The 16,243-nt window shown below is 72.4% G+C and carries 17 protein-coding genes and 1 pseudogene; 7 read left to right on the forward strand and 11 right to left on the reverse strand.

The window, feature by feature from the left end; all coding sequences use genetic code 11:
* Positions 1 to 49: 49 nt before the first annotated feature.
* From GA0070609_RS24785 to GA0070609_RS24795, 3 genes are all read right to left on the reverse strand, one after another.
* Positions 50 to 1,465, reverse strand: a complete 1,416-nt coding sequence (locus tag GA0070609_RS24785; protein WP_088996010.1) for a PhoH family protein — start codon at positions 1,463 to 1,465, stop codon at positions 50 to 52.
* 414 nt (positions 1,466 to 1,879) lie between these two features.
* Positions 1,880 to 2,212, reverse strand: a complete 333-nt coding sequence (locus GA0070609_RS24790; protein ID WP_088996011.1) for a hypothetical protein — start codon at positions 2,210 to 2,212, stop codon at positions 1,880 to 1,882.
* A 31-nt stretch (positions 2,213 to 2,243) separates the two neighbouring features.
* Positions 2,244 to 2,588, reverse strand: coding sequence for a hypothetical protein (locus GA0070609_RS24795; protein ID WP_088997948.1), 345 nt, complete (start codon positions 2,586 to 2,588; stop codon positions 2,244 to 2,246).
* A 264-nt stretch (positions 2,589 to 2,852) separates the two neighbouring features.
* Between GA0070609_RS24795 and GA0070609_RS24800 the strand changes: the two genes are divergently transcribed.
* The 3 genes from GA0070609_RS24800 to otsB all read left to right on the forward strand — a co-directional run bounded on the left by GA0070609_RS24800 (position 2,853) and on the right by otsB (position 4,702).
* Complete coding sequence (locus GA0070609_RS24800; RefSeq protein ID WP_088996012.1) at positions 2,853 to 3,293, forward strand: XRE family transcriptional regulator; 441 nt, start codon at positions 2,853 to 2,855, stop codon at positions 3,291 to 3,293.
* A gap of 162 nt (positions 3,294 to 3,455) precedes the next feature.
* The gene (locus GA0070609_RS24805) at positions 3,456 to 3,809 is read left to right on the forward strand and encodes a hypothetical protein (protein WP_088996013.1); all 354 of its coding nucleotides are present in this window, start codon (positions 3,456 to 3,458) and stop codon (positions 3,807 to 3,809) included.
* A 68-nt stretch (positions 3,810 to 3,877) separates the two neighbouring features.
* Positions 3,878 to 4,702, forward strand: coding sequence for a trehalose-phosphatase (gene otsB, locus GA0070609_RS24810; protein ID WP_088996014.1), 825 nt, complete (start codon positions 3,878 to 3,880; stop codon positions 4,700 to 4,702).
* Positions 4,703 to 4,740: 38 nt separating this feature from the next.
* Here otsB and GA0070609_RS24815 read toward each other — a convergent pair whose 3' ends face one another.
* The 4 genes from GA0070609_RS24815 to GA0070609_RS24830 form a co-directional block, all read right to left on the reverse strand.
* The gene (locus GA0070609_RS24815) at positions 4,741 to 5,511 is read right to left on the reverse strand and encodes an isoprenyl transferase (protein WP_088996015.1); all 771 of its coding nucleotides are present in this window, start codon (positions 5,509 to 5,511) and stop codon (positions 4,741 to 4,743) included.
* 31 nt (positions 5,512 to 5,542) lie between these two features.
* Positions 5,543 to 6,685, reverse strand: a complete 1,143-nt coding sequence (locus tag GA0070609_RS24820) for a geranylgeranyl reductase family protein (RefSeq protein WP_088996016.1) — start codon at positions 6,683 to 6,685, stop codon at positions 5,543 to 5,545.
* A 232-nt stretch (positions 6,686 to 6,917) separates the two neighbouring features.
* Entirely contained in the window at positions 6,918 to 7,775 is an 858-nt protein-coding gene (locus tag GA0070609_RS24825) for a hypothetical protein (RefSeq protein WP_088996017.1), read from the reverse strand.
* 37 nt (positions 7,776 to 7,812) lie between these two features.
* The gene (locus GA0070609_RS24830) at positions 7,813 to 9,657 is read right to left on the reverse strand and encodes a phosphoenolpyruvate carboxykinase (GTP) (protein ID WP_088996018.1); all 1,845 of its coding nucleotides are present in this window, start codon (positions 9,655 to 9,657) and stop codon (positions 7,813 to 7,815) included.
* A 136-nt stretch (positions 9,658 to 9,793) separates the two neighbouring features.
* On the opposite strand from GA0070609_RS24830, the pseudogene GA0070609_RS35280 reads away from it, so the two are divergent.
* The 3 genes and pseudogenes from GA0070609_RS35280 to GA0070609_RS24840 all read left to right on the forward strand — a co-directional run.
* Positions 9,794 to 9,890, forward strand: a pseudogene (locus tag GA0070609_RS35280) (GtrA family protein); the annotation flags it as partial.
* Positions 9,891 to 10,031: 141 nt separating this feature from the next.
* On the forward strand, positions 10,032 to 10,634 hold the full coding sequence (locus tag GA0070609_RS24835; RefSeq protein WP_331716886.1) for a GtrA family protein: 603 nt from the start codon (positions 10,032 to 10,034) through the stop codon (positions 10,632 to 10,634).
* A 63-nt stretch (positions 10,635 to 10,697) separates the two neighbouring features.
* The gene (locus GA0070609_RS24840; protein ID WP_088996019.1) at positions 10,698 to 11,423 is read left to right on the forward strand and encodes a GtrA family protein; all 726 of its coding nucleotides are present in this window, start codon (positions 10,698 to 10,700) and stop codon (positions 11,421 to 11,423) included.
* A gap of 41 nt (positions 11,424 to 11,464) precedes the next feature.
* Here the strand turns inward: GA0070609_RS24840 and GA0070609_RS24845 are convergent, their stop codons facing one another.
* Together GA0070609_RS24845 and GA0070609_RS24850 are read right to left on the reverse strand one after the other, a co-directional pair.
* The gene (locus GA0070609_RS24845; protein WP_088996020.1) at positions 11,465 to 12,037 is read right to left on the reverse strand and encodes a PH domain-containing protein; all 573 of its coding nucleotides are present in this window, start codon (positions 12,035 to 12,037) and stop codon (positions 11,465 to 11,467) included.
* A 169-nt stretch (positions 12,038 to 12,206) separates the two neighbouring features.
* Positions 12,207 to 13,082, reverse strand: coding sequence for a biotin--[acetyl-CoA-carboxylase] ligase (locus tag GA0070609_RS24850; RefSeq protein WP_088996021.1), 876 nt, complete (start codon positions 13,080 to 13,082; stop codon positions 12,207 to 12,209).
* 106 nt (positions 13,083 to 13,188) lie between these two features.
* On the opposite strand from GA0070609_RS24850, the gene GA0070609_RS24855 reads away from it, so the two are divergent.
* Positions 13,189 to 14,772, forward strand: a complete 1,584-nt coding sequence (locus GA0070609_RS24855; protein ID WP_088996022.1) for an acyl-CoA carboxylase subunit beta — start codon at positions 13,189 to 13,191, stop codon at positions 14,770 to 14,772.
* 61 nt (positions 14,773 to 14,833) lie between these two features.
* On the opposite strand, the gene GA0070609_RS24860 is transcribed toward GA0070609_RS24855, so the two are convergent.
* Together GA0070609_RS24860 and GA0070609_RS24865 are read right to left on the reverse strand one after the other, a co-directional pair.
* On the reverse strand, positions 14,834 to 15,742 hold the full coding sequence (locus GA0070609_RS24860) for a hypothetical protein (RefSeq protein ID WP_088996023.1): 909 nt from the start codon (positions 15,740 to 15,742) through the stop codon (positions 14,834 to 14,836).
* Positions 15,735 to 16,235: a SigE family RNA polymerase sigma factor gene (locus tag GA0070609_RS24865; protein ID WP_088996024.1), complete on the reverse strand. Its 501-nt coding sequence runs from the start codon at positions 16,233 to 16,235 to the stop codon at positions 15,735 to 15,737. The genes GA0070609_RS24860 and GA0070609_RS24865 overlap by 8 nt, the downstream gene beginning before the upstream one ends.
* Positions 16,236 to 16,243: the final 8 nt, after the last annotated feature.

The raw sequence follows: 16,243 nt of genomic DNA on the forward strand, positions 1-16,243 counted from the left end.
GTGACTTGCGCCACTACGAAAATGCGGACAAACCGGTTTCAATCGCCCGTCAGGTCGGGATGTCCTCCAGCAGATCCGTCACCATCGCCGCGATCGGAGAACGCTCCGAACGGCTGAGCGTGACGTGGGCGAAGAGCGGATGCCCCTTGAGCGCCTCGATGACGGCGGTCACCCCGTCGTGCCGGCCGACCCGGAGGTTGTCCCGCTGCGCCACGTCGTGGGTGAGCACCACCCGCGAACCCTGACCGATCCGGGACAGCACGGTCAGCAGAACCCCGCGCTCCAACGACTGCGCCTCGTCCACGATCACGAAGGCGTCGTGCAGACTACGGCCCCGGATGTGGGTCAGCGGCAGCACCTCCAGCAGGCCCCGCGAGGTGACCTCCTCCAGCACGTTCTCGTGCACCACCGAGCCGAGGGTGTCGAAGACCGCCTGCGCCCAGGGCGACATCTTCTCCGTCTCCGAGCCGGGCAGGTAGCCCAGCTCCTGCCCGCCGACCGCGTACAGCGGGCGGAAGACGATCACCTTCCGGTGCCGGCGGCGCTCCATCACCGCCTCCAGCCCCGCGCAGAGCGCGAGCGCCGACTTGCCGGTGCCGGCCCGGCCGCCCAGCGACACGATCCCGATCGACTCGTCCAGGAGCAGGTCGAGGGCGATCCGCTGCTCGGCCGAGCGGCCGTGCACGCCGAACGCCTCCCGGTCGCCACGGACCAGCCGGACCGTCTTGTCGGGCAGCACCCGAGCGAGCGCGGAGCCCCGGGCGGACTGCAGCACCAGGCCGGTGTGGCAGGGCAGCCCGGCGGCGGCGTCCAGGTCGAGCGTCTCACCGGCGTAGAGCCGGCCGATCTCCTCCTCGGCCAGCTCCAGTTCGGACATCCCGGTCCAGGTGGGATCGCTGGCCTGGCCGTGCCGGTACTCGTCGGCACGCAGGCCGACCGACGCGGCCTTGACCCGCAGTGGCATGTCCTTGCTGACCAGGGTGACCTCGCGCCCCTCGGCGGCCAGGTTCAGCGCCACGGAGAGGATCCGGGCGTCGTTGCTCTCGTTGCGGAAGCCGGGCGGCAGCACCCCGTCGTCGGTGTGGTTCAGCTCCACGCGCAGCGTGCCGCCGGCGTCGTTGGCGGGCACCGGCCGGTCCAGCCGGCCGTGCCGCACCCGCAGCTCGTCCAGCATGCGCAGGGACTGCCGGGCGAACCAGCCCAGCTCCGGATGGTGCCGCTTGCCCTCCAGCTCGGAGATCACCACCAGCGGCAGCACCACCTCGTGCTCGGCGAACCGGTGGAAGGCCGCGGGGTCGGAGAGCAGTACCGAGGTGTCCAGGACGAAGGCCTGGCCTCCTGGTCGGGGCTCCTTGGCGTCGGCCGGCGCGGCGGCCGCCGTACGGCGGCTTCGGGTGGCGCGGCGGGTCGTGGCAGTCGCGGCCGGGGTCTGGTCGGCACCGGCGGTCGTACGGCGAGTCGTCACAGGCCTGCTCCGGCGGATGGGCACCCGGCCACCCGCGTTCCGCCTCCTCCGGTGCCCGGGGACACGGGGTCGGATGCGGGCCCCGTGTGCGAGGTCGCAGGTCCGGGCTGGCCGGCTGGCCCGGGACAACCCCGTGCCATGCCTAGACGCTAGCCGCGTGCGACCGTCCCGGCTAGAGGGGCGATCGTGGATCTCTGGTAACGCTCCCGTCAACGCCGTGTGACCCGGGGCGCGGGACGGTTGCGGCCCTGGCCACGGCGGAACCGGCCGGGATGCATGCCCCCTGCGCGCATCCCGGCCGGCGGGACCACCGTCACCGGTCTGACGTGGCCCCGACGGTGCGTGTCCGCCGCGGACGACGCACCGTGCCCTGGGTCCGGCCGGCGGGGCTCTCGGGTGCCCCGTCGACCGGGCTCAGCCGGTCCGTCGGACGAGGGTGCCGGTCGGGTGCCGCCCGGTGACCGGGGCGGCCGGCGCCGAGAACGACGATCCGGTGTACGTGGTGCCCGGACGGACCACCGTGGCGCTGACCCGGGTGGTCGGCGGCGGGGTGGACAGCGCGGAGGCGATGGCCGCCTGGGCGTCCCGGCGACGGCGGTTCCAGGCGCCCCGGTCGCCGTCGAAGTAGCCCTGCCGGTAGCCGAACCGGTAGCCGATGCGGTAGCTGAGCTGACCGTGCAGCCGCCCGGCCGCGTAGCTCGTCGAGCCGAGCAGGAGGACGAGGAAGACCGCGAGGAAGGGACTCATCGGGCGGCTCCGGTGGGCCGCGCGTACCGGGTCATCGCTCCTCCGGCTCGACCGACGTGGGATCGGCCACCAGGAGCCGGTCCAGGTCGTCCGTGCTGACCTCCTCGACCAGCTCGACGCTGATCCGGCAGCCGTCGAGGACCACCTCGGCCACCGACGACCGGCGGATCTCGCCGCCGGCGTCGTAGACCCGAACGCTGAGTTCCGGGCAGCCGAGGTGGGTGCGCCACGCGTTCCACTCGGCCCGGTCGCCGACGCTGAGGGAGAGGAACCGGCAGCCCCGGGCGAGGTAGAGGCGCCACGGCGCGCTGAGGCCCGCGGCCACCCCGTCGGCGATCAGGGCGAATGCCTGGGCACGGGTAGCGAGCTCGGTCACCACACCCCCCTCGCGCCGGGGGCGTGACGCATGTGAGCACTGATCGTCTCAAGCACGTGACACACCGTAGGTTGTCTCATGAGCGTGACAGTATCAGCTTTTCGTGCGTTTACCCCCGCACCTACGGTCATCTATTCTGCCCGGGTGACACCCCTCGAAAAGCGCACTGGATCGTTAACCGGGAATCCGAAGATCCCGTCACGTCAGCGTGACAGGAGCGTGCCGGGACGCCCGTCGACGACGAACTGGCCGTACCGTCACGAGGTGACCGAGACGGCCAACGCACGGAAGATCGCCTTCGCCACCTTCGTCCGCCGCGCGCTCGACGAGGCGCGCGCCACCCGGGCCTGGAGCGGCACCGAGGTCTCCCGGCGCACCGGAGTCTCCCGACAGACCATCAACCGCTGGGTTCGCGGCGACTGGGCCAGCGACCCGGAAGCGGAACGCGTGGTCGCCTTCTGCGAGGGCCTCGGCCTCGACCCGGCCACCGCGTTCGCCGCGCTCGGCTGGGACCGGGCCGCCCGCCCCCGCAGCGCCCCGACGCCTCCGCCGATGGACCCGGACGTCGAGGCGCTGCTGCGCCGGCTGGTCGATCCCAACGTCTCCGACGCGGAGAAGTTCCACATTCGAGAGACCATCCGTTACCTCGCATACCGCCCGACCCTGCCGGTCGATGTCCGAAAGCGAGGGAAACAAGCCGGGTAGTTCCTCAGATGGCGAAAGAACAGCAGGTCAGACTCATTCGTTTCGCTCCGGGGCCGGAACAGGCGCGCTAGCGTCCCTATTCGTACTGCTTGGGCTCGTCGTCGGCGGGGGGACGGGACAAGGCCGAACCCAGCCCTGCGGGACAGAAGGAGGGGTCTGTCCATGACCCTGAAATGGTTGGCAGTCGTAGTGGCCACCGTGTCGCTGACACTGTGCGCGACCGGGAACGCGGTGACCCTCGCGGTCGACGGCGGGCAGCTTCCCGTGCTCGTCAATCTCTTCGCGCTCACCACCGCCGGCACCGCGGTCGTCCTGGCCGTCGTCGCCGAGCTGCACGACCGGCTGAACGACCGGGTCAGCGCGCTCACCGAGTTCCTGGTGGCGCGACTCAACGAGATCGAGGCCCACACCGGCGACCGGAACACCGGCTTCGTGGAGGGCTACCTGCTCAGCCACGGCCAGGACGCGGCCGTGGTGCCGTTCGGGCGCCGGGGACGGGGAGCCGCCGAAGGCTGACCCTCCCCGCGTCAGGCCGTCTTTCCGGCCGAGGAATGACCCCTCGGAGCCGGGGTACGCTGTCGCGCGTGCCGCCGTTGAATCTGGGCAACCAGCAGCCGAGGACCCCGTTGGACGTCGACCAGGCGTGGCGGACGACCGCGCCCCGGGCAGCCGAGACCGTGCTCTTCTTCGACTTCGACGGCACCCTCGCCCCGGTGGGCGACGACCCGACCGCGGTGCGGCCGGCGCCGAAGGTGCTCGAGGCGATCGAGGCGCTCGCGCCGGCGGTCCGGCGGATCGCGATCGTCTCCGCCCGGCCGGTCGAGTTCCTCCGTGACCACTTCGGCGGGCTCACCGGTGTGGACCTCTACGGCCTCTACGGGCTGGAGCACAGCCACTCCGGCGGCGAGACGGTGACCGAGCCGGCCGCGCTGCCCTGGGTGCCGACCATGGCGGAACTGGCCGACCTGGCCCGGACCGAGCTGCCGCCCGGCGCCCTGGTCGAGTACAAGCGGCTCTCCGTGGCGCTGCACTACCGCACCGCGCCCCAGCTCGCCGGCGCCGTCGAGGAGTGGGGCCGGGCCCAGGCCGAGCGGCTCGGGCTGCGGATGCAGGCCGGCCGGATGGTGCTGGAGCTCAAGCCCCCGGTCGACCAGGACAAGGGGCTGGTGATCGGCGAGGTGATCCGGGACGCCGGGGCGGCCTGGTACTTCGGCGACGACGTCTCCGACATCAAGGCGTTCGCCGCGCTGCGCGCCCGGGCCGCCGCCGATCCGGCCTTCTACGGCGTCTGCGTCGCCGTCGCCAACCCGGAAACCGGTGAGGAGGTCGCCTCCGCCGCCGATCTCACCATCGACTCCCCCGCCGCCCTGGGCGACTTCCTCACCCAGGCCGCCCACCACCTGCGCTGACCACGCCCTGAGCCCGACCCGCCGGGTCGGACCGGGGGTCAGGCGCCGTAGCGGCGTTGGCGGTTGGCGTACGAGCGCAGCGCCCGGAGGAAGTCGATGTGCCGGAAGTCGGGCCAGTTGAGTTCGCAGAAGTAGAACTCGGAGTGCGCCGACTGCCAGAGCATGAAGTCGGAGAGCCGCTGCTCGCCGCTGGTACGGATGACCAGGTCGGGGTCGGGCTGGCCGCGGGTGTAGAGGTGCTCGGCGATGTGCTCGACGTCCAGCACCTCGGCCAGCTCCTCGATGGTGCCGCCGGCGGCGGCGTGTTCCAGCAGCAGCGAGCGCACCGCGTCGGTGATCTCCCGCCGGCCGCCGTAGCCCACCGCGATGTTGACCTCGGCCCCGCCGCTGCGCTCCCGGGTGCGCTCCTCGGCCGCCTTGAGCGAGGCGGCGGTCTGCGCCGGGAGCACGTCGAGCGCGCCGACCATGCGCAGCCGCCAGGGGTTGCCCTCCTCGGCCAGCTCGACCACCAGGCGCTCGATGATCTCCAGCAGCGGGTCCAGCTCGCTGGCCGGCCGGCGCAGGTTGTCGGTGGCGAGCAGATAGAGCGTGACGTGCGCGATGCCGGCCTGGTCGCACCAGCCCAGCACGTGCTTGATCTTGGCGGCGCCGACCCGGTGCCCGTCGTTCGGGTCGACGTAGCCCATCTCCTTGGCCCACCGGCGGTTGCCGTCGCACATCACGCCGACGTGCCGGGGCACCGGCTTGCCCGCGAGCTTCGCCGTCAGCCGGCGCTCGTACACCGAGTAGATAAGGTTCCGCAGCGTCATCACCTTGCAGCGTAGCGACCTGCCGGGCCGGTCACGGCCCCGGAGCCCGTTCCCACGCCGAGAGACCGATGCCGATCATGCCCAGGGTCCGCGCGTCCAGCCGGCCGTCGCCCAGCCCCAGCTCCACGATGGCGCGGTAGGTCCGGTCGTCGCGGCGGGCCGCGCGGACCGCCGCGTCGACCACCCGGCGCCGCCGGGCCAGCCAGGCCGCGACCGAGCTGTGCCGCAGGTGGGTGCCGAGGCGGCGACGCAGCGCGGCGGCGTACCGGCGGGCGGCCTGCTCGGGTGCGCCGGCCGCCGCCGTGCCGGCCAGCGCCCCGGAGAGCAGGGCGTAGAAGATCCCCTCGCCGGTGAACGGGTTGATCAGCGAGAGCGCGTCGCCGGCGAGCACCACCCGGCCCCGGCCGGGCGGCGGGCGGTGGGTGGACAGCGGCAGGTGGTGGGCGCGCAGGTCGCTGACCGTGGCCGGGTCCGTCCCGGGCAGCAGCGCGCCGAGCCGGTCGAGCAGGTGGGCGCGGGTCAGCGGCTCGCCGCGCAACACCTCCCCGTACCCGACGTTCGCCCGGCCGTCGCCGATCGGGAACGACCAGGCGTACGCCGGCCAGCGCGGCGCCGAGGTGACGATGAGCTGCTCCGGCGGGCCGGGCAGGGCCGGGGCGTACCCCCGGATGGCCAGCGCCAGGTGCCGGTCGGGGTTCATCGGGTGGCCGAGCGCCCGCCGCACCACCGACCCGGCGCCGTCGGCGCCGACCACGGCCCGCGCGGCCACTTCCCCGTCGAGCACCACCCGGTCGGCGCGGACCTCGACCCGGCGCACCGCGTGCCGGCGCAGCCGCGCGCCGGCCGCCACCGCCGCCGACACCAGCCGGGCGTCGAAGACCGACCGAGGCACCGTGTGAGCGGGCCGGGGCAGCGCCCGGGCAACGGCGCCGCCACCGGGGCCGACCAGCCGCAGCGCGGGCAGCGGCGGGTAGCCGGCGACCGCGTCGGGCACCCCGAGGTCGGCGAGCACGTCCAGCGCGTGCGCGGCGACGCCGTCCCCGCACGCCTTGTCCCGCGGGAAGTCGGCCCGGTCCAGCAGCAGCACCCGGGCCCCGCTGCGGCGGGCCGCCAGCGCCGCGGCCGCGCCGGCCGGACCCGCTCCGACCACCACCACGTCGAACTCGTCGCTCACCGCACCCGCCTCCTCCCGGCGGCCGTCGCCGGGCCGGCCGCGATCGACGCCCGATGCCTCCCCGGCCCCTCTGCACTGCTTGAACCACCGCGCGGGAAAGCCCTTTGCACTGCTTCAACCACCGCCCAGGAAGGAGGTCGCGGGTGTTGCGTGGATTGAAGCAGAGCCAAGGAGGTGCCGCCCGGTACTTCCCGCCGTGCGACGAGTGCCCGATGAGCGCAGGCCCGGCGGGTCAGGCCGGAGGGGTGCGCTCGGCGCGGGTGGCGCGCCGGAGCCCGTAGAGGGTCAGGCCGGCCGCCGCGACCAGCGGCCCGCCGTCGCGGACCAGGCCGTCCAGGCCGAGCAGCCACCAGCACAGCGGCAGGTCGACGGCGAGCACGACGAGGGTGACCACCACCAGCAGGGTGCGGGCCCACCGCTTGCCGCGCATCAGGAAGGCGGTGCAGAGCAGCACCGCGTAGCTGGTCGCGATGCCGGCGCCGAACCAGAACAGCACCGCCGGGGCGGCGGCCAGCCGGCCGTCCAGGATCGCGGCGGTGGCCACCAGCGCCGGGACCAGCATCAGCGGGCTGTAGGTGAACGCGGCGACGCGGCTGGTCAGCAGCCAGCCGCTGACCTGCGGTCGGCGCGGCGGGGTCTCCCGCCAGGAGATGCCCGAACGGTCGATCACCAGCCGGGGCCGGTGCCGCACCAGGTGCCCGGCCAGCGCCGGCGAGCGGTAGAGCAGCCAGACCACGGCCGCGCAGAGCGCGCTGAGCGCGGCGAAGCCGGCCAGCCCCGGCAGCGGCGGCACCCCCTGCCGGGGGACGATCAGCCGGCCGACCGCGAAGACCGTGGTCACCGCGAGGATCAGCCCGAACGGGCGGGCCACCGTCCGGCCGCGCCGGACATGCCCGATCAGCAGCAGGAAGCCCAGCGACCGCAGCATCGCCCAGCCGGTCCGGACGGCCAGCCCGAAACCCTGCTCCGGGGCGTACCACCAGTTGAGCAGCTCGACCACGACGGTGGCCGCCGCGGTCAGCGCGAGCAGCGCGGTCAGCACCCGGACGGCGGACGGCCGCCGGACCTCGGTCTCGGCGGCCGTCCTCATGGGATCCGATGGTGCCCGGTACGGGCAACCGTCACACCTACTTGCGCGGCTGCTCCGCGTCCAGCCGGGCGCGCAGCGCGTCCAGCTCGGCCCAGAGCACGCCGGGCAGCTTGTCGCCGAACTTCTCGAACCACTCGGTGACCAGCGGAAGCTCGTTGCGCCACTCCTCCGGGTCGACCTTGAGCGCGATCCGGACGTCCTCCGGGGTCATGTCCAGGCCCTCGACGTCGAGCGCGTCCGGCGCCGGGACCATGCCGATCGGGGTCTCCACCGCCTCGGCGCGACCCTCGATCCGCTCGATGATCCACTTGAGCACCCGGGAGTTCTCGCCGAACCCGGGCCAGAGGAAGTTGCCCTCCGGGTCCTTGCGGAACCAGTTGACGTAGTAGATCTTCGGCAGCTTGGACTCGTCGCCGTCGGCGCCCTTGCCCATCTCGATCCAGTGCCGGAAGTAGTCGCCGCCGTGGTAGCCGATGAACGGCAGCATCGCCATCGGGTCGCGCCGGACCACGCCGACCGCGCCGGAGGCGGCGGCGGTGGTCTCCGAGGAGAGCGTGGCGCCCATGTAGACGCCGTGCACCCAGTCCCGCGCCTCGGTCACCAGCGGGACGGTGTCCCGGCGGCGGCCACCGAAGAGGATCGCGTCGATCGGCACGCCGTTCGGGTCGTAGTAGTCCTCGGCGAGGATCGGGCACTGCGTGATCGGGGTGCAGAACCGGCTGTTCGCGTGCGAGGAGAGGCTGTCGCTCTCCGGCGTCCAGTCGTTGCCCTTCCAGTCGATCAGGTGTGCCGGCGGCTCGCCCATGCCCTCCCACCAGATGTCCCCGTCGTCGGTCAGGGCCACGTTGGTGAAGATGGAGTTGCCGCGGTCGAGCGTGCGCATCGCGTTGGCGTTGGTCTTCCAGTCGGTGCCGGGCGCGACGCCGAAGAGGCCGTACTCGGGGTTGATCGCGTAGAGGCGGCCGTCCGGGCCGAACCGCATCCAGGCGATGTCGTCACCGATCGTCTCGACCTTCCAGCCCGGAATGGTCGGCTCCAGCATGGCGAGGTTGGTCTTGCCGCAGGCCGACGGGAAGGCACCGGCGATGTGGTAGACCCGGCCCTCCGGCGAGGTGATCTTCAGAATGAGCATGTGCTCGGCGAGCCAGCCCTCGTCGCGCCCCATCACGCTGGCGATCCGCAGCGAGTAGCACTTCTTGCCGAGCAGCGAGTTGCCGCCGTAGCCGGAGCCGTACGACCAGATCTCCCGGGTCTCCGGGAAGTGCGAGATGTACTTCGTCTCGTTGCACGGCCAGGCCACGTCCTGCTGGCCGGGAGCGAGCGGGGCGCCGATCGAGTGCAGCGCGTGGACGAAGTCCGCGTCGTCGCCCATCGCCTCGAGGATCTTCGACCCCATCCGGGTCATGATGCGCATCGAGGCGACCACGTACGGGCTGTCGGTGATCTCCACGCCGAACATGGGGTTCTCGGCCTCGACCGGGCCCATGCAGAACGGGATGACGTACATCGTGCGGCCGCGCATCGACCCGCGGTAGAGCTCCGTCATCGTCCGCTTCATCTCGGCCGGCGCCATCCAGTTGTTGGTGGGACCGGCGTCCGCCTCGTCGACGGAGCAGATGAAGGTGCGCTCCTCGACCCGGGCGACGTCCGTCGGGTCGGTGCGCGCGTAGAACGAGTTGGGCTTCTTCTCGGGGTTGAGCCGGATCAGGGTGCCGGCCTCGACCAGTTCGTCGGTGAGCCGACGCCATTCCTCGTCGGACCCGTCCACCCAGACCACCCGGTCGGGGGTGGTCAGTTCGGCGACCTCACGGACCCAGGCGAGAAGTTTGGGGTGGGACGTCGGGGCCTGATCGATACCCCGAACGGTAGCCGGAGCAACCATGACACATCTCCTTGTGGTCGACGCTGACCGGTCTATGGGATGCACGAGTCTCGGCGGCGCGATGCGTCGCCTTCGTGGAAACCTGGGATTGGGCTCAGCGTAAACCGGTGGACCTCGCCAGTCAGTGGTACTGGTTGTGAAGAACTGCACAAGGTACGGCCACGCTGCGGCATCACGAGCTAATACCCGCTTTCGCGCGCAGTTTCACGCAAATCCTGTCGTGCACCCTCGACCGACGGCGGATCGCCAGACCCGCCGGGGCGTCTCGGTACGACCGGCTCACGGCGGATGGTTACCCGCGAACCGGCGCCGGATTCCCCTCCGGACGGTTACGCTCCGTTCATCGACATCGCACCCGCCGCGGCGGCTCGCCGTTGCTACCCGTACCGGGTGACGACAGCCGGTACGCTCGCTCCGTGGCCGCGACGATGACCGGGGAGCCGAGCTCCCGGCAGGAGCCGAGCTCTCGGGGGAAGCGCCCGGGTCTCGTCCGCTCGTTGCTGGACCGGTTCGGTCATCTCGTCCGGGAGCTGAGCAAGTTCGCCACGGTGGGCGGGATCGCCTTCCTCATCGACTTCGCGCTGTTCAACTACCTGACGGGCGTACGGGACGTCGAGCCGGTCATCGGGAAGACCATCTCGACCGTCATCGCGGCCACCGTCGCCTTCCTCGGCAACCGGTTCTGGACGTGGCGGCACCGCCGCGGCGCCAACCCGGCCCGCGAATACGCACTGTTCTTCTTCTTCAACGGGGTGGGCCTGGGCATCGCGGTCGCCTGCCTCGCGGTGAGCCGTTACGGGCTCGGCAGCATCTGGCCGGAGGTGTTCCAGACCCCGCTGGCGGACAACATCGCCAGCTTCATCGTCGGCACCGGGCTCGGCACGCTGTTCCGGTTCTGGTCGTATCGACGGTTCGTCTTCGTGGAAGCGGGAACTCCGACCGTTCCGGAAGTGACGCACGACCGACCCGGGGCGTGACCTGCCGCCCACCTCGTCCGGCCGGCCCCTCCCGGCCCCATCCACTGGCCTAAGGTGTTCCGCATGCGTCTTGTCCGTCTGCTGCCCGAGCGCTGGCAGAAGTTCATCCACGAGGCGCTCAAATTCGGCATCGTCGGCGGCATCAACACAGTCATCAATTACGCGGTGTTCAATGCGCTGGCACTCACCGTTTTTGTCGACGGTCAACTGAAGGCGACGGTCATCGCCACAGTGGTGGCGACGATCACCTCGTATCTGATGAACCGGCACTGGACGTACCGGGATCGCCCTAAATCGGCCCTGCGGCGCGAATACGCCCTGTTCTTCCTGTTCAATGCCACCGGCCTGCTCATCGAGTTGGGTGTGCTCGCGCTGGCCAAGTACGGCCTGGGCGTGACCGGCCTACTCGCGTTGAACGTGGCGAAGACCGGCGGCGTGCTGCTGGCCACGCTGTTCCGGTTCTGGTCGTACCGCACCTTCGTCTTCCAGCCGGCGCCGGCCGAGGCCCAGCCGACCTGGCACAGCATCCCGCGCGACGAGTGGGACAACATCGCCGAGCTGGACCCGGTGGCCGAGCTGGCCGAGTCGATCTCCGAGTTGGAGGAGGTCCAGCCGCCACCGTCCGGCGCGAGACGCGGACCGGCCGCCGAGCCGGCGCACGGCCCGGGCGCCCCGGTGCAGGGCCGCCCGGTTCCACTCGACGCCGGCGTCGGCGCCCTGGATCGCGAACTCGAGGCCGAGCTCGCCGCCGAACTGCAGGCCGCCTCCCGCCGCACCCCGCGCCGCTGACCGCACGCCGCCCGCCCGCGGGGCGAGCGGGACGGAGTGGATCAGGCAGTGGGATCGCGCAGCGGCTTGCCCTCGTTCAGGTCGGCGAGGATCTCGCGCATCTCCGAGTCGCCGAGCGAGTGCTTGTCGTGGTGCGCCTCGACCAGCTCGTAGAGCTTGGTCTGCACCTGGCCGACCCGGGGCACGTCGTGCAGCACGGACTGGCCACGCTCGCCGGCCGACTCGATGGTCAGCGTGCCGCAGCCGAGCAGACGCTCGATGAAGCGCTGACTCATCGCGTGGTCGTTGATCCGGGTGAGCGGGATGTCCCGCCGGTCCCGGGAGAGCACTCCCTGCTGGAGCAGCACCCGCTCGTTGGTGAACAGGTAGTGCGTGGTGCGCCAGACCAGGAACGGCCAGAGCGCCAGCCAGAGCACCGCCACCAGGGCCAGCACCCCGATCACGGCGAGCGCGATCGAGCCACCCCCGCCGGACGGCAGCAGGACCAGCCCGGCCACCACCGCGCCGACGGCGAGCACCAGCACCGCCACCGGCCGGATCAGGGCCTTCCAGTGCGGGTGCAGGTGCAGCACGACGTGCTCGTCCTCGGTGAGCACGTCTTCGGGGAACGCCACGGGAACCTCCTCGCAGGAACGGACGCGCTGACCGTAACCGGTCAGCGCCCGCCCCGACATCAGCCGCGCGGGCGGCACGCGCCCACTCGCGCGATCTTGGACCTACCGCCCCTCGTGCACGTCTTCCGCCCCTTCCGCCGGGGCGCCTACCGCTGGATCACCGAGGAGGTCAGCGGAGGTGCAGGACGTCGCCGGCGGCCAGGTGGCGCTCACCCGTGGGGGTCTGGACCAGGAGTTGGCCGTCCGAATCCACCCCGGCGGCCAGGCCGGTGACGTCCGTGCCGTCCGGCAGCAGCACCCGTACCTCCTTGCCGACCGTGACGCAGGCGGCCAGGTAGGCGTCGCGCAGCCCGCTGGCCACCGCGTCGCCGCCGGCCGTGCGCCAGCGGTCGTACCAGTCGGCGACCGCGCGCAACAGGGCCCGCAGCAGCGGATCCCGGTCGGTCGCCGCCGCGCCCGCCAACTGGAGCGAGGTGGCGGGCAGCCCGGTCGGGTTCACCGGGAGCTCGTCGGCGCGCAGCGTGACGTTCAGCCCGACACCGAGCACGATCGCGGGCAGGTCGCCGGGCCGGGCCGCCGGCACCGCCTCGGCCAGGATCCCGGCGCACTTCGCGTCGCCGACCAGCAGGTCGTTCGGCCACTTCAGGCCGGCATCCAGCTCGGCCAGCCGAGCCACCGCCTCGACCAGCGCCACGCCGGCCAGCAGCGGCAGCCAGCCGTACCCGGCGGACGGCGCCGCCGGCCAGCGGCGCTCCGGAACGGCCTCGCCGGGCCGCAGCAGCACGCTGGTCGCGATGCCGGCCCGCGGCGGCGACTGCCAGACCCGGCCCCGACGGCCGCGCCCGGCGGTCTGCCGCTCGGCGACCACGACCAGGCCCTCGGGCTCACCGGCCAGCGCCGCCTCGGCCGCGTCGGCGTTGGTCGAGCCGGTCTCGGCCCGCAGCTCCAGCCGGTTCCACGGCCCGTGCGGGGCGACCAACGCCCGCCGCAGCCGCGCCGCCGACAGCGGCGGGCGGTCCAGATCGGTGTACGGCGAGCCCGGCATTCCGCCAGCCTACGGCCCGCCCGTCGGCGGGCTCGCCGGGTCGCCGCGACCAAGCTGAGGCGAACTGCACAGCGGCGACGACCTGAACCATCGTTATATTCCCTGGGTGACTACCGAGACCGGGATCAACATCCACAGCACCGCGGGCAAGCTGGCGGACCTGGAGCGCCGGGTCGACGAGGCGGTGCACGCCGGATCGGCGCGGGCGGTGGAGAAGCAGCACGCGCGGGGCAAGAAGACCGCCCGGGAGCGGATCGAGCTGCTGCTCGACGAGGGCTCCTTCGTCGAGCTGGACGAACTGGCCCGGCACCGGTCCACCAACTTCGGGCTGGAGAAGACCCGCCCGTACGGCGACGGCGTCATCACCGGCTACGGCACCATCGACGGCCGGCAGGTCTGCGTCTTCGCCCAGGACTTCACGGTCTTCGGCGGCTCGCTCGGCGAGGTCTTCGGCGAGAAGATCGTCAAGGTGATGGACCTGGCCATGAAGATCGGCTGCCCGGTCATCGGCATCAACGACTCCGGTGGCGCCCGGATCCAGGAGGGCGTCGCCTCGCTCGGCCTCTACGGCGAGATCTTCTTCCGCAACGTGCGGGCCAGCGGCGTCATCCCGCAAATCTCCCTGATCATGGGGCCGTGCGCGGGCGGCGCGGTCTACTCCCCGGCGGTCACCGACTTCACCGTGATGGTCGACCAGACCTCGCACATGTTCATCACCGGTCCGGACGTCATCAAGACGGTCACCGGCGAGGACGTGGCGATGGAGGACCTGGGCGGCGCCCGGACGCACAACACCCGCAGCGGCAACGCGCACTACCTCGCCACCGACGAGGAGGACGCGATCGAGTACGTCAAGGCGCTGCTGTCGTACCTGCCGTCGAACAACCTGGACGAGCCGGTGGTGTACCCGGTGGACGCCGACCTCGACATCACGGACGAGGACCGCGAGCTGGACACGCTGATCCCGGACTCGGCGAACCAGCCGTACGACATGCACCGAGTGATCGAGCACGTCCTGGACGACGGCGAGTTCCTGGAGGTCCAGCCGCTCTACGCGCAGAACCTGGTCATCGGCTACGGCCGGGTCGAGGGGCGGCCGGTCGGGGTGGTGGCCAACCAGCCGATGCACTTCGCCGGCACGCTGGACATCGCCGCCAGCGAGAAGGCCGCCCGCTTCGTGCGCACCTGCGACGCGTTCAACATCCCGGTGCTGACCTTCGTGGACGTGCCCGGCTTCCTGCCCGGCACCGGCCAGGAGTGGGACGGCATCATCCGCCGCGGCGCCAAGCTCATCTACGCGTACGCCGAGGCCACCGTCCCGAAGGTCACCGTCATCACCCGCAAGGCGTACGGCGGGGCGTACGACGTGATGGGCTCCAAGCACCTCGGCGCGGACCTGAACTTCGCCTGGCCGACCGCCCAGATCGCGGTGATGGGCGCGCAGGGCGCGGTGAACATCCTCTACCGGCAGGAGCTGGCCGCCTCCGAGGACCCGGCCGCGGTGCGCGCCGAGAAGATCGCCGAGTACGAGGACACCCTGGCGAACCCGTACATCGCGGCCGAGCGTGGCTACGTCGACTCGGTGATCCCGCCGCACGAGACCCGCGCCCAGATCGTCCGCGCCCTTCGCGTGCTGCGTACCAAGCGGGAGACCCTGCCGCCCAAGAAGCACGGCAACATCCCGCTCTGAGCACCGTCCCGCCGCGCGGCTTCCGGAGTTGCCCGGAGACCGCGCGGATCGTGGCCGGCGGTCAGCAGCCGGGGTTGGCCGCCACGCACATCCGGCGCGCCGCGGTCCTGCCCAGCACCTCCAGGTCGGTGTAGCTGAGGCCGTCGGGTCGGGCGCCGTCCACCGTGTCCTTGACGGTGTCCGGGCCGGTGGCGACCACGGTGACCAGATCGCCGACCCGCACCACCATGGTGACCTCGACCGGCGGGGTCGCCGCGACCGGCTTCCCGCCGGTGCGGCTGCGGGGCGCCAGCGGGACGTGCCGCACCATCACCGACTCGTCGCCGGCGAAGCCGCTGACCGGCGTCTCCCATCGGTGCGGGTTCACGGTCGGCACCACCCGGCCGTTCAGCACGGCGGAACCGGTGAACTCCCATTCCGCGCAGGCGTGCAGCAGCAGCTTGACCAGGCCGAAGACCGCCGGGCTCTGGTCCGGTTCCACCCGGTAGACGTCCTGGGTGAGCACCGGGCGCTGGCCCGTCCGGCCGGTCGCCGGCGGCAGCAGGGTCTGCGACCGCGAGTAGCGGGAGGTGGGCGCGGTCGACGCAACACCCCGTTGGCGGCCGCAGGACTCCAGCACCGGGTCGACCCGCACCGGTTCCCGCAGGCCGGCGGCGCCGAGGCGCGTACCGGTCTTCAGCGGCACGTCCCGGGGGTCGAGCAGGGCTTCCTGCGGGATCTCGGTCAGCCCGGCGGTCGCCGGTGGCGTCGGTGGCCCGGGGGTAGCGGCGACCAGCGGCGCGGGCAGCGCCGAGCGGTCCGCCGCCACGTACCCGAGACCGGTGACCAGGACGAGCACGGCGGTCGCCGCGCCGGCCGCCGTGCGGCGGCTGCGCCGCCGGGCCCGGGCCCGAATCTCGGCCGGCTCCGGCCACTGGACCTCCCGCAGCGCGCGGTTCAGCTGGTCGACGACCGTCACGTCCTCACGCATCGGCGGCCTCCTCCAGGTCAGCGACGGCGAGCAGCCCGGCGAGCGCGGCCCGCCCCCGGGAGAGTCGGGCCTTGACCGTGCCGACCGGGGCGGCCGTCTCCCGGGCCACCTCGGCGACCGGCATCCCGAGCAGGTAGTAGAGCGCGATGGCGGTGCGCTGCTCCTCGGGCAGCCGGCGCAGCGCGGCGACCACCTCGACGGTGTCGGTGTCCGGCCCGGGGACGCTCTCGGTGGCGCCGTGCCGCAGGTAGGCCCGCGCCCGGCTGCGCAGGCTGCGCCACCGGCTCACCGCGATCCGCGTCGCCACCACCCGCACCCACGCCTCCGGCTCGTCGTACCGGCTGACCGTCGACCAGCGCTGCCAGGCCCGGATGAACGCCTCCTGGACCGCGTCCTGCGCTTCGGCGAAGTCGCCGGTGAGCACGTAGACGAAGCCGAGCAGCCGTTGCCGGCTGCCGCGGTAGAACTCGTCGAACTCGTCGACGTCCGACACCTGGTTAC

Origin of the sequence: Micromonospora echinaurantiaca, assembly GCF_900090235.1 — a bacterium.
Classification (GTDB): Bacteria; Actinomycetota; Actinomycetes; order Mycobacteriales; family Micromonosporaceae; genus Micromonospora; species Micromonospora echinaurantiaca.

Coding starts and splice junctions, on each gene's coding strand:
- GA0070609_RS24790 (WP_088996011.1), bottom strand. CDS start 2,212: ATGAGTCCCTTCCTCGCGGTCTTCCTCGTCCTCCTGCTCGGCTCGACG.
- GA0070609_RS24805 (WP_088996013.1), top strand. CDS start 3,456: ATGACCCTGAAATGGTTGGCAGTCGTAGTGGCCACCGTGTCGCTGACA.
- GA0070609_RS24815 (WP_088996015.1), bottom strand. CDS start 5,511: ATGACGCTGCGGAACCTTATCTACTCGGTGTACGAGCGCCGGCTGACG.
- GA0070609_RS24825 (WP_088996017.1), bottom strand. CDS start 7,775: ATGAGGACGGCCGCCGAGACCGAGGTCCGGCGGCCGTCCGCCGTCCGG.
- GA0070609_RS24830 (WP_088996018.1), bottom strand. CDS start 9,657: ATGGTTGCTCCGGCTACCGTTCGGGGTATCGATCAGGCCCCGACGTCC.
- GA0070609_RS24840 (WP_088996019.1), top strand. CDS start 10,698: ATGCGTCTTGTCCGTCTGCTGCCCGAGCGCTGGCAGAAGTTCATCCAC.
- GA0070609_RS24850 (WP_088996021.1), bottom strand. CDS start 13,082: ATGCCGGGCTCGCCGTACACCGATCTGGACCGCCCGCCGCTGTCGGCG.
- GA0070609_RS24860 (WP_088996023.1), bottom strand. CDS start 15,742: ATGCGTGAGGACGTGACGGTCGTCGACCAGCTGAACCGCGCGCTGCGG.